This is a genomic window from Terrisporobacter petrolearius (assembly GCF_020748185.1).
Classification (GTDB): Bacteria; Bacillota; Clostridia; order Peptostreptococcales; family Peptostreptococcaceae; genus Terrisporobacter; species Terrisporobacter petrolearius.
Genome location: NZ_JAHZMO010000001.1, coordinates 32,642 through 46,835 on the forward strand (window position 1 = coordinate 32,642; position 14,194 = coordinate 46,835).

The 14,194-nt window shown below is 28.5% G+C and carries 15 protein-coding genes; 13 read left to right on the plus strand and 2 right to left on the minus strand.

Going from position 1 to position 14,194, the window contains the following annotated elements; translation table 11 throughout:
* Positions 1 to 68: 68 nt before the first annotated feature.
* Complete coding sequence (locus K0040_RS00150; protein ID WP_228106960.1) at positions 69 to 344, minus strand: hypothetical protein; 276 nt, start codon at positions 342 to 344, stop codon at positions 69 to 71.
* Between the two features lie 264 nt (positions 345 to 608).
* On the opposite strand from K0040_RS00150, the gene K0040_RS00155 reads away from it, so the two are divergent.
* From K0040_RS00155 to K0040_RS00180, 6 genes are all read left to right on the plus strand, one after another.
* On the plus strand, positions 609 to 2,972 hold the full coding sequence (locus K0040_RS00155; RefSeq protein WP_228106961.1) for a fibronectin type III domain-containing protein: 2,364 nt from the start codon (positions 609 to 611) through the stop codon (positions 2,970 to 2,972).
* A gap of 276 nt (positions 2,973 to 3,248) precedes the next feature.
* On the plus strand, positions 3,249 to 3,626 hold the full coding sequence (locus tag K0040_RS00160) for a hypothetical protein (protein WP_228106962.1): 378 nt from the start codon (positions 3,249 to 3,251) through the stop codon (positions 3,624 to 3,626).
* A 97-nt stretch (positions 3,627 to 3,723) separates the two neighbouring features.
* Entirely contained in the window at positions 3,724 to 4,206 is a 483-nt protein-coding gene (locus K0040_RS00165) for a VanZ family protein (protein WP_228106963.1), read from the plus strand.
* 62 nt (positions 4,207 to 4,268) lie between these two features.
* A complete protein-coding gene (locus K0040_RS00170) occupies positions 4,269 to 4,670 on the plus strand; it encodes a GtrA family protein (protein WP_228106964.1) in 402 nt (133 codons plus the stop codon).
* A gap of 54 nt (positions 4,671 to 4,724) precedes the next feature.
* A complete protein-coding gene (locus tag K0040_RS00175; protein WP_228106965.1) occupies positions 4,725 to 6,206 on the plus strand; it encodes an AAA family ATPase in 1,482 nt (493 codons plus the stop codon).
* Positions 6,193 to 6,888 (plus strand): hypothetical protein, encoded by a 696-nt coding sequence (locus tag K0040_RS00180; protein WP_228106966.1) that lies wholly within the window; start codon positions 6,193 to 6,195, stop codon positions 6,886 to 6,888. Before K0040_RS00175 ends, K0040_RS00180 begins: the two co-directional genes overlap by 14 nt.
* Positions 6,889 to 7,238: 350 nt before the next feature.
* On the opposite strand, the gene K0040_RS00185 is transcribed toward K0040_RS00180, so the two are convergent.
* Positions 7,239 to 8,132, minus strand: coding sequence for a metallophosphoesterase (locus K0040_RS00185; RefSeq protein ID WP_228106967.1), 894 nt, complete (start codon positions 8,130 to 8,132; stop codon positions 7,239 to 7,241).
* Between the two features lie 736 nt (positions 8,133 to 8,868).
* Between K0040_RS00185 and K0040_RS00190 the strand changes: the two genes are divergently transcribed.
* Genes K0040_RS00190 through K0040_RS00220 form a run of 7 tightly spaced genes read left to right on the plus strand, consistent with a single transcriptional unit; the run spans position 8,869 to position 14,193 of the window.
* Entirely contained in the window at positions 8,869 to 9,540 is a 672-nt protein-coding gene (locus tag K0040_RS00190) for a YveK family protein (RefSeq protein WP_228106968.1), read from the plus strand.
* 16 nt (positions 9,541 to 9,556) lie between these two features.
* The gene (locus K0040_RS00195; RefSeq protein WP_228106969.1) at positions 9,557 to 10,303 is read left to right on the plus strand and encodes a CpsD/CapB family tyrosine-protein kinase; all 747 of its coding nucleotides are present in this window, start codon (positions 9,557 to 9,559) and stop codon (positions 10,301 to 10,303) included.
* A gap of 42 nt (positions 10,304 to 10,345) precedes the next feature.
* Positions 10,346 to 11,008 carry a sugar transferase gene (locus tag K0040_RS00200; RefSeq protein WP_228106970.1) on the plus strand — a complete coding sequence of 221 codons (663 nt, stop codon included), beginning with the start codon at positions 10,346 to 10,348 and terminating at the stop codon, positions 11,006 to 11,008.
* 15 nt (positions 11,009 to 11,023) lie between these two features.
* Entirely contained in the window at positions 11,024 to 12,370 is a 1,347-nt protein-coding gene (locus tag K0040_RS00205; protein WP_228106971.1) for a UDP-glucose dehydrogenase family protein, read from the plus strand.
* Positions 12,371 to 12,387: 17 nt separating this feature from the next.
* Positions 12,388 to 12,843: a PssD/Cps14F family polysaccharide biosynthesis glycosyltransferase gene (gene pssD / locus K0040_RS00210; protein WP_228106972.1), complete on the plus strand. Its 456-nt coding sequence runs from the start codon at positions 12,388 to 12,390 to the stop codon at positions 12,841 to 12,843.
* Complete coding sequence (gene pssE / locus K0040_RS00215; RefSeq protein ID WP_228106973.1) at positions 12,840 to 13,355, plus strand: PssE/Cps14G family polysaccharide biosynthesis glycosyltransferase; 516 nt, start codon at positions 12,840 to 12,842, stop codon at positions 13,353 to 13,355. The genes pssD and pssE overlap by 4 nt, the downstream gene beginning before the upstream one ends.
* Positions 13,336 to 14,193, plus strand: coding sequence for an ATP-grasp fold amidoligase family protein (locus K0040_RS00220; RefSeq protein ID WP_228106974.1), 858 nt, complete (start codon positions 13,336 to 13,338; stop codon positions 14,191 to 14,193). The genes pssE and K0040_RS00220 overlap by 20 nt, the downstream gene beginning before the upstream one ends.
* Position 14,194 lies beyond the last annotated feature (1 nt).

A 14,194-nucleotide genomic window follows, 5' to 3' on the forward strand; every position in this document is an offset into this window, starting at 1 on the left:
ATTTAGATTTATTAATTAAGCGGTATTATACTTAGGTATTATACCGCTTAATTAATTATTATAAATAATTATTCCTGCTTTTCTAAATAAATATTTACTATTAAATATACTATGAATATTAAAACAAGTACCAAGGATAATGTTACTGCAACAATAATAAAATATTCATGTTTCCATATGGCATGCAAAATCAAGAAGATAAATGTAAAAGAACATATGGCATAATTGAGAGACTTGATAACTAGATGACTAGTTTTCATAGCCAAATATAGATCTCTTTCATCAGCACTTTCTACCACTTCTTCTAAAATTCCTTTTTTATTATACAAAGCAATCTTATTCATATTCTACTAAAGATGATTTTAATTATGACGTAATTATTATATAGAAGACATTTTATGTAATCCATAATATTTTACAGTTTCAATATGTTTTGAAGTATATCATGATTTTGATATAGAAATTAAGTTTTAATTGAAGATTAGTGTTTTATTTTGTTGTACAAAAAAATGAACATATGAAAAGGAAATTTGATTAAATAAACGAATAATTAAGAGTGAGGCAATTTTACTACGGATTTAAAGAATAAGTTGTATGGGGGAGAGAAAATGAAAAATTTGAAGAAAACAATTAGTTTATTTTTATGTATCCTATTGATATTTAATTTGATTTCAATAGGAAATTTTAATGTTTTTGCAGAAAATTTAAACTCTGATTATAAGACTAATCCAAAAGTTATTTCTATTGGTACATCAGAGGAAAAGATTGAAGTTGTAAAAGAGCCAGATGGAAAAATAGTAAATCCTCTGTATCAAAATGCGAATATAAAAACTTATTCACCAAAATATTCCTATAAACTTTATTCAAATAAGGTTTTTTCAACAAAAAAAGAAGCTGCAAATTATTTGAAGGAAGAGATGGTAAAAAGAAATGGAACTATTGAATTTACAATAAAACAGAAGAACTATAGTAGTTTATATACAGACTTATTTGCAATGGCAGTAGCAGATAATGAAAGTGCGAATTCTAGTGAGGGAGATTATCTTCTTAGACACTGGAGTTCTTACTATGTTGACTGGAATGATAGTAAATCTAATGAAACAAAGTTTACTTTTGAAATGGAATATCTTTCAACATATAAGCAGGAGCAAGGTGTTGACTATGAAGTGAAAAAAGTTTTAGACGAGCTGAATGTTTATAATGAAGATGAATACACAAAAACTAAGGCTGTTCATGATTTTATTACTGAAAATATAGTGTACGATTATGCTTTGAAAAAATTCTCTGCTTATGATGGTATTGTGTCAAAAAATGTTGTATGTAATGGATATGCAACACTAACTTACAAAATGATGAAGGATTTAGGCGTAAAAGTAAGATGTATTACAGGTTATGGTGGTAATGACTATCATGCGTGGAATATAGGGAAAATAGGCACAAAATGGTACAATATAGATAATACTTGGGATGCGGCTAATGGTGATAATAATTATGTTTATTATACATATTTCCTAAGAAATAATGTTGAATTCCCGAGTCATAAAAGGGATGATCAATTTATTAAAAAAGAGTTTAATAAATCATACCCTATGTCAAAAACATCTTACAGCAAAGTTGATTACAATAACGAAAAGTTTTCTTTAAATAAACTGCAAAAAACAATAGGAGTTGGGAAATCCTTTGAACTATATGGTATACAACTATCTTATGGTGATGCAATTCAATCTTTTACTAGCAGCAACGAAAATGTGGCAAAAGTAGATTCAAAAGGGAATGTAACAGGAGTGAATCTGGGTTATGCAACAATTACTGCAAAGACTAAAAGAGAAAAAATAGCAACTTGCAATGTAAAAGTAAGATATGATTTAAGTGGTTGTAAAGTAACTAAAATAGGTAGTGGAGAAAGATTCACATCTTATTCAGATAATTCAAGACCAAGTGTTGTTGCTTTATATAACAATAAAACACTAGAAGAAGGCAAGGACTACTCATTGGATTATGGAGAGAACATGTTAAGCGGCAAGGGATATATAACCCTTGTAGGCATAGGTAATTATACAGGTAAAAAGAATGTTACATTTAAAATTTACCCAAACAAAGTCTCTGGAGTAAAAGTATTAAGTAGCACTACTAATTCTTTGAACATTAGATGGGACAAAGAAGGTGGCGTAACAGGATATAAAATTTATAGAGCTACATCAAAAGATGGAAAGTACACTGATGTAGGTAAAGTCTCTAACAATTCTTCAAATACTTACACAGATAGAGGACTAGTAAGTGGGAAAACATATTATTATAAAATAAGAGCCTACAAAGGAGTAGATAAAGAAAATCTTTATGGAGATTATTCTAGTTATTTTTCTGGAAAAACAAAATATCCATCTCAAGTTAAAAACTTAAAACAAAAGTCTTCTTATAAAACTTCAGTAAAGTTATCTTGGGATAAGGCGAGTTATGCTAGTGGATACAGAGTATACAGAGCAACTAGTAAAAATGGAACATACAAAAGAGTGGCGGAACTTAGTGGTAGCACAAATACAAAATTTACTGATAACAAGCTAACATCAGGAAAAACATATTATTATAAAGTAAGAGCTTATAGAAAAGTCGGGAAAAATAGAGATTATGGGTCATATTCAACAATATTAAAAACTAGTACAAGATGCAATACACCAGTTATTGCATCTTGTACTAGTTCCAGTATAAAGAATAATGCCAACAAAAATGGAAAAGTAAAAATTAGTTGGAAAAAAGTCAATGGTGCATATGGATATGCAATCTACAGATCAGAAAGTAAAAATGGAAATTATAAAAGAATAAATACTATTAAAAGTGGCTCTATTTTAAGTGCTTATGATGAAGGATTAAAAATAGGGAAAACATATTACTACAAAATTAATGCTTATAGAACAGCAGACATAGGAAACGTATATAGTTATTATAGCAATATAAAATATGCAAAAGTTAAATAGCAAAGTGAATTTTGAGCAAGGTCATTGCCTGAAATTCCATAGCGCCCACACAGTGGCTTAAAGCGATAGCAAAATGATTCGCACACACAAAGTGATTTTTGAGCAAGGTCATTGCCTGAAGCGATAGCGAAGGCATCTCGTTGGCGATATGAAGTGTTTCGCCGACACGTCGCTCAAGCGAAGCGAATTTTTTTTTATATATATTTATATAACCATATTGTTATAATTTTGTGACAACAAATGATATAATAAACTTGGATAAGGAGGAGGGAAAATATGACCGGATTATATACAGATTTAATGATAGGAATACTTGCAATTGCTTTAGGTTATGCAACATTAAGATACAACTTGGGCCGCTATATAATTTTTGTTAGTGAGAAAAAATATGATAATAAAAAAGTAGCTAAAGTATCAGGAACTCATATTATGGCATATGGATTTATTAGTATTATTTTATTAGTTGCTAGATACTTTACTATGGGTAATAAGGTAGGAGATGCCTTAAACAAAGCAAGTATAGCAGTACTATTTATCATAGGTGCAATTATGTATTACAATATACGAAAATCTTGCAAAATTGAGAAAAAAGAAGAACCAGAAGTAAAGGGTGTAAAAAAGAAGAAAAAAAAGAAAAAGAAGAAAAGAAAATAAATGTTTTAAATTATATGAAAGAGGCTATCTAAAAAAAGATAGTCTCTTTTTCTATGCAAATAGTCTATAATATAATTTGTGAAAGGAGATGATAATAGTGAAAAAAAGTATTTTCGCAGTGCTAGTTGTGATCTGGATGTTATTTATTTTTTCCATGTCATCACAAAATGGGGAAGTATCATCAAATACAAGTGGAAACACTATTAAAGTTGTTTTATCAATAGTACCAAAGTTTAGAGAACAACCAAAAGAAGTGCAAGACAATATTGTAGAAAGTCTTCAATTTATAGGTAGAAAAAGCGGTCATTTTATTGGATACATGATGCTTGGAGTTTTATCAATGTTGTTGCTTTTAAAGTTTAAGAATATAAATAAAAAGCCACTATTTGCGTTTTTCATATGTGTAATTTATGCCATATCTGATGAGATTCATCAACTTTTTGTACCTGGAAGAACAGGTCAATTAAAAGATGTTATAATTGATTCATGTGGAAGTATTGTAGGAATTGCAATAGTTTTGGTGTTTATAAAATTATTACAAATTAAGAGAAATAGGAAAAAGAGAATAAAATCTATATAAAAATTGCAAAATAAAAGGAACCATAAATAATAGTCAAATTATGAGAAGAAGGAGACAACTTTATGGATAAAACCTTTATAACTATAAAAGACAGAAGTAATTTAGTTGAGTTTATGAAATATACAATTGTAGGATGTATTAATACGGCAGTCTATTATTTGTCATATTTAATTTTTATGGATATATTCAAATTTTCATATAGGATTTCATTTGTTATGGGCTATGTGGTTAGTATTGTAGGATCATATTTTTTTAATACTTATTTTACATACAAACAAAAGCCTAACCTGAAAAAGTTTTTGCTTTTTCCTCTGACTTATGTGCCTAATTTTATTATTCAGTATTTTGGCATTATTTTATTGGTGGACAAAATAAATATGAATAGTAAGTTGGCTCCTGTGGTTACAACACTAGTTGCCACTCCCATTACTTTTTTTGTGATGAAATACGTAATAAAAAAATAGATTAAAACACCGACCCTTGAGGTGGGTGTTTTGTTGTACCATGGAGGTGATTTTATGGATAGCAGAATTGTAAAGCTAAAAACCTTGGAGTTGGAAAACTTTAAAAATGTAAAGTATGGAAAAATTGATTTTAAAGAAGACAAGGAGTCGGGAGATATATCTAATATATTAGGAATATATGGTCAAAATGGATCGGGAAAAACATCTGTTATAAATGCTCTACATCTTTTTAGAATGGTTATTTCAGGTCAACCATTGAATCCTAATTTTTGTAACTTTATTTCTTGTGACGCCAAATCTGCAGGAATTAGCTTAGAATTTAGGTTGACTGATAAAACTGAAGTATACAGGGTGATCTATAAGTTTGAACTAAGAAAAACTTATAAAAAGGGCGCTTTTTCACAGGATTTAAGTACAGAATATGACAAAATACTAGAACTAAACCAAAGTGAAGGTGCTAGTATAGAGGATGACAAAGACATAACAGTAGAAATTTTTAGAGAAAAGTTAACTTATTCCAAGTGGGACGAAAACCAGTGGAGAAAAAGTATAACAATTGTGGACTATGATATGGATGATAATGATTATACTTTTAGGCCGATAAGAAATTATAAAGATGCAGCAAACTCCACGGATAAGAAGGTGAGGTTTGGTATTGCAAAGGGGCTATCCCAAGAAAACTCAACATCATTTATTTTTAACCCAAAGACATTTTCTCTTTTGTTAACTTCTTTTGCAAAAACTAACCCAGAAAACAGCAAGATTATGGCTATACTAAGGAACTTTGCCATATTCAACCTTTTTGTTATACAAAATGATGAGCTGGGCGCCATAACAAGTAACAGAATGATTCCTATTAGTTTTATGCTAGAAAACAAAAAGGCAAATAAGAGAGGAAGTATTGGACTAAACTTATTTGAGGTTTCTGTAATTGATATGGATAAATTTGAAACAGTTAATAAAATTTTGGAACAAATAAATGTGGTCTTAAATACTTTAGTTCCAAAATTAAAGATAGAAATAAAAAATTATGGTAAGGAAACTTTAAAAAATTCAAAAGAAGCATTTAAGGTGGAACTTTTGTCAGTAAAAAATGGAAGAAAAATTCCTTTGAAATACGAGTCAGAAGGAATTAAAAAAATTATCTCCATATTAAGTGTATTAATAGGAATGTATAATAATGAAAATATTTTGGTGGCAATAGACGAGTTAGATGCTGGTATTTTTGAATATTTATTAGGTGAAATCCTTGAAATTTTAAGCAAAAGTGCTAAGGGTCAACTTATTTTCACATCCCATAACCTAAGGGCTTTGGAAAAGTTGAACAAGGATTTAGTCGTATTTACAACAACAAATGAAAACAATAGATATATAAGTTTAAACAATACAAAAACAGGTAATAATCTTCGAGATTTTTACTACAGAGGTATTATGCTTGGAGGACAGAAAGAAGATTTGTACGATGAGACTAATAAATATGAGATAAACTATGCTTTTAGGAAGGCATGGATGATTGGAAATAATGATAAAGACTAAGAAAATAATCCTATTTATAGTAGAAGGAATCACCGATGAAATGTCTCTAAGTTTAATTCTGTCAAAATTAGTACAAGACTGTAGTGTTCAGTTTCAAATAATAAATCAAGATATAACAGCAGATTTTAATTCTAATTGTCAAAATATTATTAGAAAAATTGACAGTCAAGTAAAGCAGTTTTTGTCACAAAACAACGGTTTGAAAAAAACAGATATAAAAGAAATAATTCATTTAGTAGATACAGATGGCGCATTTATAAAAGAAGACTTTGTTGTGGAAGATATGAAACAGGAGAAAACTTTTTATACTCACAACTCTATTGTTACAAATAAAAGAGATTTAATAGTAGAAAGAAATGAAAGAAAGAGCAATATATTAAACAAACTTTATCAAACTAGTCATATTGGGCGAATTGGATACAAAGTTTACTTTTTTTCTTGTAATTTAGAACATGTACTTCATAACTTACAAAACGCACCATACAATAAAAAACGTGTATATTCCTATGATTTTGTGGATAAATACGTGGGATGTGAAAAGAAGTTTGTGGATTTCTTAAGTTGTAATGACTTTACAGCCAAAGGTGATTACAAAGAAACATGGCAATTTATAAAAGAGGATAGTAACTCCTTAAATAGATATTGTAATTTTCATCTTTATTTTAATTCATGTCGCCAATGACTTATCTTCGAGCCACGTGTGGGCGAATCATTTTGCTACCGCTTTAAGCCACTGCGTGGGCGCTATGAAATTTCAGATAAGTCCGTTGCTAAAAATGAATTGAAAAAGTGGCCCAAATATGAGTAAATGAAAAATGGACAACCTTGGGGAGGTTGTCCTTTAATATTAAATAATATGTAAACTTAAGAATGGACTATATCATATAGTTATCATTCGAGCCTAAAATAATTATAGTCCAAATACATTTTAAATGTAACTATATTCATATTATTTCTTAAAAAAAATAACCTTTTCATATACAAAGTTATAATAAAGACCTACCTGTAACGAATTACAGGTAGGTTTTTACTTTATTTGTTATTTAGGATAATAACATTTACTTCAGGAGGGTTAAACACCCTTTTGAGTATAGAGTCTCCAAGTCCAGTACTAACATTCATATATGAGTTATTTATTTTGTAAATGCCTTTATCATATTTTGGGAAAAAGGTTCTGTCAGGGCTGAAAAGGCCACCTACTAAAGGTATTCTGATTATGCCGCCGTGAACATGACCTGAAAGTACTAGATCAAATCCCATGTTGGCGAAAGTTTGAAAATATTTGGGGTCATGGCAAAGCATTATATTGAATTTTGTTTTGTCTAAGTTGATAGATTGATAATATTCGTCTTTTTCCATAGAGTCAAAGTATACACCGTAAATATTTATAAAGTCATTGTAGTTTTGTAGAACGGAATTTTCTACAAATGTTACTCCTAGGGATTCAAGTTTCTTTCTATACCTATTATATGCGTTGTTTTTGCTACGATCTCTAGTTTTATAGTCATCACCGTTGTAGATAATGTCCTTTCCTTCTTCGTGATTTCCAGAAACATAGACTATTTTATAATTTGTAGCTAGTTTAGAAAGTAGTTGATAAGGAACAAGATTTTCTTCATTCATGTCTATGGAAATATCTGACACAGTAAACATGTCTCCTGTAACAAGAATTAGATCAGGATTAATTTCTTTGATTGAATTTATTAACTTTTCATTGTTTGTTCCAAATTCTTTGCTATGTAAATCTGAAAGTTGAAGTATTTTATAATCTTCAAGTGATTTTAGCAACTTTTTGTATGTTAAAGTTTCTTCTTTTATAACAAAGTTTTTATTCATTTTATTGTTTATACCTATTATTGTAAAAATACTTAGTATTATAAGGATGACTGTCCAAATCCAAATATTTTTTTTCTTTATATTTTTCAATAGTACCTTCCTTTCGTAATATTTATCTCAAGATTTGATTCTTTAAAATATATATATCTAAATAAATATTTTTCTCATGTAATTATTATATTATACTTGAAAAGCTTCTAGAAGATAAAAAATTTAGTGTAAAACAATGTGATTTTATACTTAGAATGTTAAAAAAAATTTTGTTTAAGCCGTAATATAAAAATATACTATAAAATTTCATGTGAAAAAAATGAAGGAATATGTAAAAAAAAATTAAAATAAAATACAAATTATAATTTGTGTGTAAAGTAAAATGTATTTCATAAAATGCTAATGTCAAAATTTGAAAGAGATTAGATGGATATAAACGGTAGGAAGACTTTTAGATAAATAGAAGGGGATTTTTAGTGGTTATAAAATTCACAAATGTTGAAATTACGACAATTGTCGACAATGACAAAAATCCTTTTATGTATATAAAATGATTCATAAAATTGTAATAAATAGGAATATATGCTAGACTTTTCCTTAGACAAATAAGGCGAAAGTATATAAAAAATGAAAATTAAAATATATTTTAACATAAATTAAAGTTTATTTTGAATTTGTGTAATTAAATTAAGGTCTACTAAAGTTTTGGTTATTATTTTTGTAAAATAATATGGAATTCATTTAAATATATATTTTGAAATAAAGGTTGACCAAATATGAAAACACGAATATAAATATAAAAACATATTTTAAAATAAGTTATATTGGAGGAATTATGGAAGAAACAATTGATTTAAGGGAGTATTTCTTTATGCTAAAGAAAAAAATGTGGATAATAGCACTTTCTGCAATAATTTGTGGAGTAATAAGTGGATTAGTTAGTTTTTTTGTTTTAACGCCTATATATGAAGCAAATACTACTCTTATAGTTAACAAAGAAGTAGAAAATGAAACTACACAGATGACAACAAGCGACGATTTAAACTTTGTACAAAAACTGGCAGTTACTTATGGGGAGATAATCAAATCAAAATCAGTTATCACGTCAACTATAAAAAAGTTGAATTTAGATATGACCTATGAAGAACTTTCAGAGGCAGTTTCAGTTACTAATGTGGCTGATACTCAAATTATAAAAATATCTGTACAACATAAAAATCCAAAGGTAGCAGCAACAATCTGTAATACTATTCCAGAGATATTTTCTACAGAGGCACAAAGGATAGTAAAGGCAAGTGGAACAGAAGTAATAGACAAGGCAACATTGCCAGAGGAACCAATTAAACCAAATAAAAAAATGAATATACTTATAGCGACTGTATTAGGAGTAATGATTAGTGTATTTGTTGTATTTTTAAGAGAAGCACTAAACACAAAAATAAAAGAGCCAAAAGATATAGAAGAAAAATTAGGATTACCAGTATATGGCGTAATTCCTAAGTTTTAATAGGGGGGTTATAGATATGGCGAAAATTAAGGATTTAGATCCGAAATCACCTTTGGCAGAGGCATATAGAACAGTTAGAACTAATATAAGCTTTGCTGATATAGATAATAATTTAATAACTATTATGTTTACAAGTACAAAGCAAAATGAAGGAAAAAGTACAACTATATGTCACGTAGCTCATGCGTTTTCTAGATTGGAAAATACGAAAGTTTTAGTTGTAGATTTGGATTTGAGAAATCCAAGTGTTCATAAGATGTTTGGCATAGGAAACACTTATGGAGTTATGGATTATCTTAAAAATACAAGGGATTTAGAAAAATGCATTAATAAAGTGGAAGAAAATATCCATGTATTAACTCCAGGGGCTATACCACCTAATCCAACGGAAATTTTATCTTCAAAAAAAATGCAAAACTTTATAAAAGATGTTGAAAGCAAATATGATTATGTATTTATAGATGCTCCTCCAGTGGGAATCGTGTCTGATGGAATAATCATATCTAAATATACAGATGGTGTTATGTTTGTTGTGGGGGCAAACGAGACTGATATAAATCATACTAAAGAAGTTATTGAAAATATGAGAAAGTCTGATGTTAATATAATAGGTTCAATTTTAAATAAGTATGATATGGAAAATAATGCATATGGCTATTATGGCTATTATTATCAACAAGATGATGGAAAACATGGAAGAAAAAATAAGAAAAAGAAAAAAGCAGGATTATTTGGGAAGAAAAAGCTGAATTCGGTTAAGTAGTAGGGATTGGTAAAATTTTTATATGGGGGGATAGGTAGAAATATGGATGTGAATGTTAACAAAACTAGGAACTACGAGATGGTAGAGCCTAGAAAAGGAATTATTTATTTATTTTTAAAAAGAACAATTGACATTCTAGGATCTGGTATTGGTTTAATAATATTGTCACCAATTTTTATTTTAGTAGCCTTAGCAATAAAGATAGAAGATCCTAAGGGAAAAGTATTTTTTGCACAAGAAAGATGTGGAAAAAACAATAAATTATTTAAAATGTATAAATTCAGAAGCATGATAAGTAATGCGGAAGAATTACTAGAAGAGTTGATTTGTGAAAATGAAATGGACGGGCCAGTTTTTAAGATAAAAGAAGATCCAAGGATAACAAAGGTAGGAAGATTTATTAGAAAAACTAGTATAGATGAGTTACCTCAACTATTCAATATACTTATGGGAGATATGAGTATAGTTGGACCAAGACCGGCTATTCCGCATGAGGTAGCAGAGTATAACGAATATCAGAAACAAAGATTACTTGTAAAACCTGGCCTGACTTGTATATGGCAAGTAAGTGGCAGAAATAGTATAGGTTTTGATGAGTGGGTAGATATGGATTTGGAATATATAGAGAAGAGAAATTTATGGATGGATATAAAGTTGATATTTAAAACTGTTGGGGTTTTATTTGGAGACGATAATGCATCATAAGGGGGTTGTGTAAAAATGAATATAGTAGTAGCAGGAACTGGATATGTAGGCTTAGTAACAGGTGCTTGTTTATCAGAAGTAGGGCATAATGTAACATGTGTTGATATAGATGAAAAAAAAGTTGAGATAATGAAACAAGGAATATCTCCTATATATGAACCAGGACTAGATGAATTACTAGAAAGAAATTATAAAGAAGGTAGATTAGATTTTACAATTGATTATGCTAATGCTTACAAAAATGCAGATATAGTTTTTATAGGTGTGGGAACACCAGAAAGAGCTGATGGTTCTGCGAACTTAGAATATGTATTTGGTGTTTGCAAACAAATAGCAAAAAACGTGACTAAAGATTGTTTAGTAGTTGTTAAATCAACAGTACCAATAGGAACTAATGATAAAGTAGAAGAATACTTGAAAGATAACTTGAAAAATGATGTTAAAATAGAAGTAGCATCTAATCCAGAATTCTTAGCACAAGGAACAGCAGTTGTAGATACGCTACATGCATCTAGAATAGTAATAGGTGTGGAATCTAGAAAAGCAGAAGAAAAATTAAGATATGTTTATGAAAGGTTTAATCAACCTATAGTAGTTACAAATAGAAGAAGTGCTGAAATGATAAAATATGCATCTAACGACTTCTTAGCATTAAAAATATCGTTTATGAATGAAATGGCTAATGTTTGTGAAATAGTTGGAGCTGATATAGAAGATGTAGCAAAAGGAATGAGTTACGATTCTAGAATAGGAAATAAATTTTTAAATGCTGGACTTGGATACGGAGGATCTTGCTTCCCTAAGGATACAAAGGCACTTCACTGGTTAGCTAATGACAGTGGATACGAAATAAAAACTATAAAAGCAACTATAGAAGTTAACGAAAATCAAAAATATAAGTTATTTAGAAAAGCTAAACAAGAACTAGGATCTTTAAAAGGTATGAAGGTGGCAGTGCTTGGGCTTACTTTCAAACCGGGAACGGATGATTTGAGAGAAGCACCATCTATACCAAATGTAAGAAGATTATTAGATGAAGGTGTTGAAATAATAGCTTATGATCCAGTAGGCGTAGAGAACTTTAAAAAATTATATCCTACTGAAATTGACTATGCAACTTCGCCAGAAGAAGCATTAAAAGATGCACATATGGCATTTATATTTACTGAATGGAATGAAATAAAATCTATTGAGTTAAATAAATATGTGGAATTAATGAATACTCCAGTAGTATACGATGGGCGTAATTGTTATGATATAAAAGAAATTGAAAAATATAGTATAGATTACTATTCAATAGGAAGAAAAGAAGTATTGAATTTACAAAAGAAAAAAATGCAGGATGATGAAACTGTAGCATAGATTAGGAAGTGAAAAATATGAAAATTTGCTTTACAGCATCATCAGGAGGGCATTTTGAACAAATAATGATGTTGAAGCCTTTGATGGATAAGTATGACAGTTTTGTTGTAACTGAAAGAACAAATTATTCAGTATCAAATAAAGACATACCTTTTTACTACCTTAATCAGGTGAATAGGCATGAGGTTAAGTTTTTATGGTATATGTTTATAAACAGTGTAATAACATTAAAAATATTTTTTAAGGAAAAGCCTGATGTTGTTATTTCGACGGGTGCTTTAGCAACTATACCGATGAGTATAATAGCTAAAGTATTTAGAAAAAAAGTAATATTTATAGAATCATTTGCAAAAATTAACTCGCCAACTCTTACAGGAAAATTAGTTTATAAATTTGCAGACCAATTTTACGTGCAATGGGATAGTATGAAGAAATTTTATCCTAATTCAATATGCAAGGGGGGGATATATTGATTTTTATTACACTTGGATCGCAAAAATTTCAATTTAATAGATTGTTAATAGAAATTGATAGATTAGTGCAAGAAAAAAAAATTAATGAGCCAATATTTGCTCAGATTGGTTATAGTGATTATATGCCTAAAAATTATGAATATAAAAAATTTTTAGATAGAGATGAGTTTGAATATTATATAAGCATATGTAATAAAGTTATTACTCATGGGGGAACAGGAGCTATAATAGGTTCGATAAAAAAAGGTAAGAAAGTAATAGCTGTACCTAGGCTTAAGGAATTTAATGAACATGTTGATAACCACCAAATAGAAATAGTAGACACATTTAGTAGTATGAAATTTATCAGTACGATTACAAAGTTAGAAGAATTGGAAGTATTAATTGGGAATTTAGACAAAATAAAATTTAATTCATATGAATCTAATACACATAATATTATAAGTTCATTAAATGAATTTATAGAGGATATTGAGACGGGAGTACAAACTAATGAAAAAAACATTTTATAGTATATATATGAAATTAAGTAAATTTATACCGAGTAAATTGTTTGTTTTTCTCAACTATACAATTAGACATAAGAGAATACCAAATATGAGAAATCCACAAAGATATACTGAAAAATTACAACTTAAAATGATAGGTAATCAAATGATTAAGTATACTGATTTTGTAGACAAGTACAAAGTTAGAGGTTATATAGAAGAAAAAATAGGTGAAAAATACTTAATTAATTTAGTAGGGGTATATGATAATGTAGAGGAAATAGATTTTAATAGTTTACCTAATCAATTTGTATTAAAAACTAATCATGGTTCAGGATACTTCATAATATGTAAAGAGAAACAATTATTAAATATAGATGAATGTAAAATAAAATTAACTAAATGGATGAAAGAGAATTTTTACAATAAATGTAAAGAAAAACAGTATAAAAATATAAATAGAAAAATAATATGTGAAGAATTAATTTGTGATTTAAATGATAATTTTTTGGATTGCAGAGTATATTGTTTTAATGGAAGGCCTGAATTTATTCAAATAGATGAAGGATTTTCTGATGGAAATACAAAAAGGAATCATTATGATTTGGAATGGAATCTATTAAAGATGAAGATGAAGTATGATTTCATAGAACGTAATATAGAAAAACCGCAAAAATTAAATGAAATTATAACTTTATCAGAAAAATTGTCACAAGAATTTGATTTTGTTAGAGTAGATTTTTATTTATCCGATGAAAAAATATATTTTAGTGAATTGACTTTTTCACCTGCAGGAGGTAGACAAAAGCTAGAACCAGATAAATATGATTTTATTTTAGGAGAAAAGTTGGTTTTAGATTAGG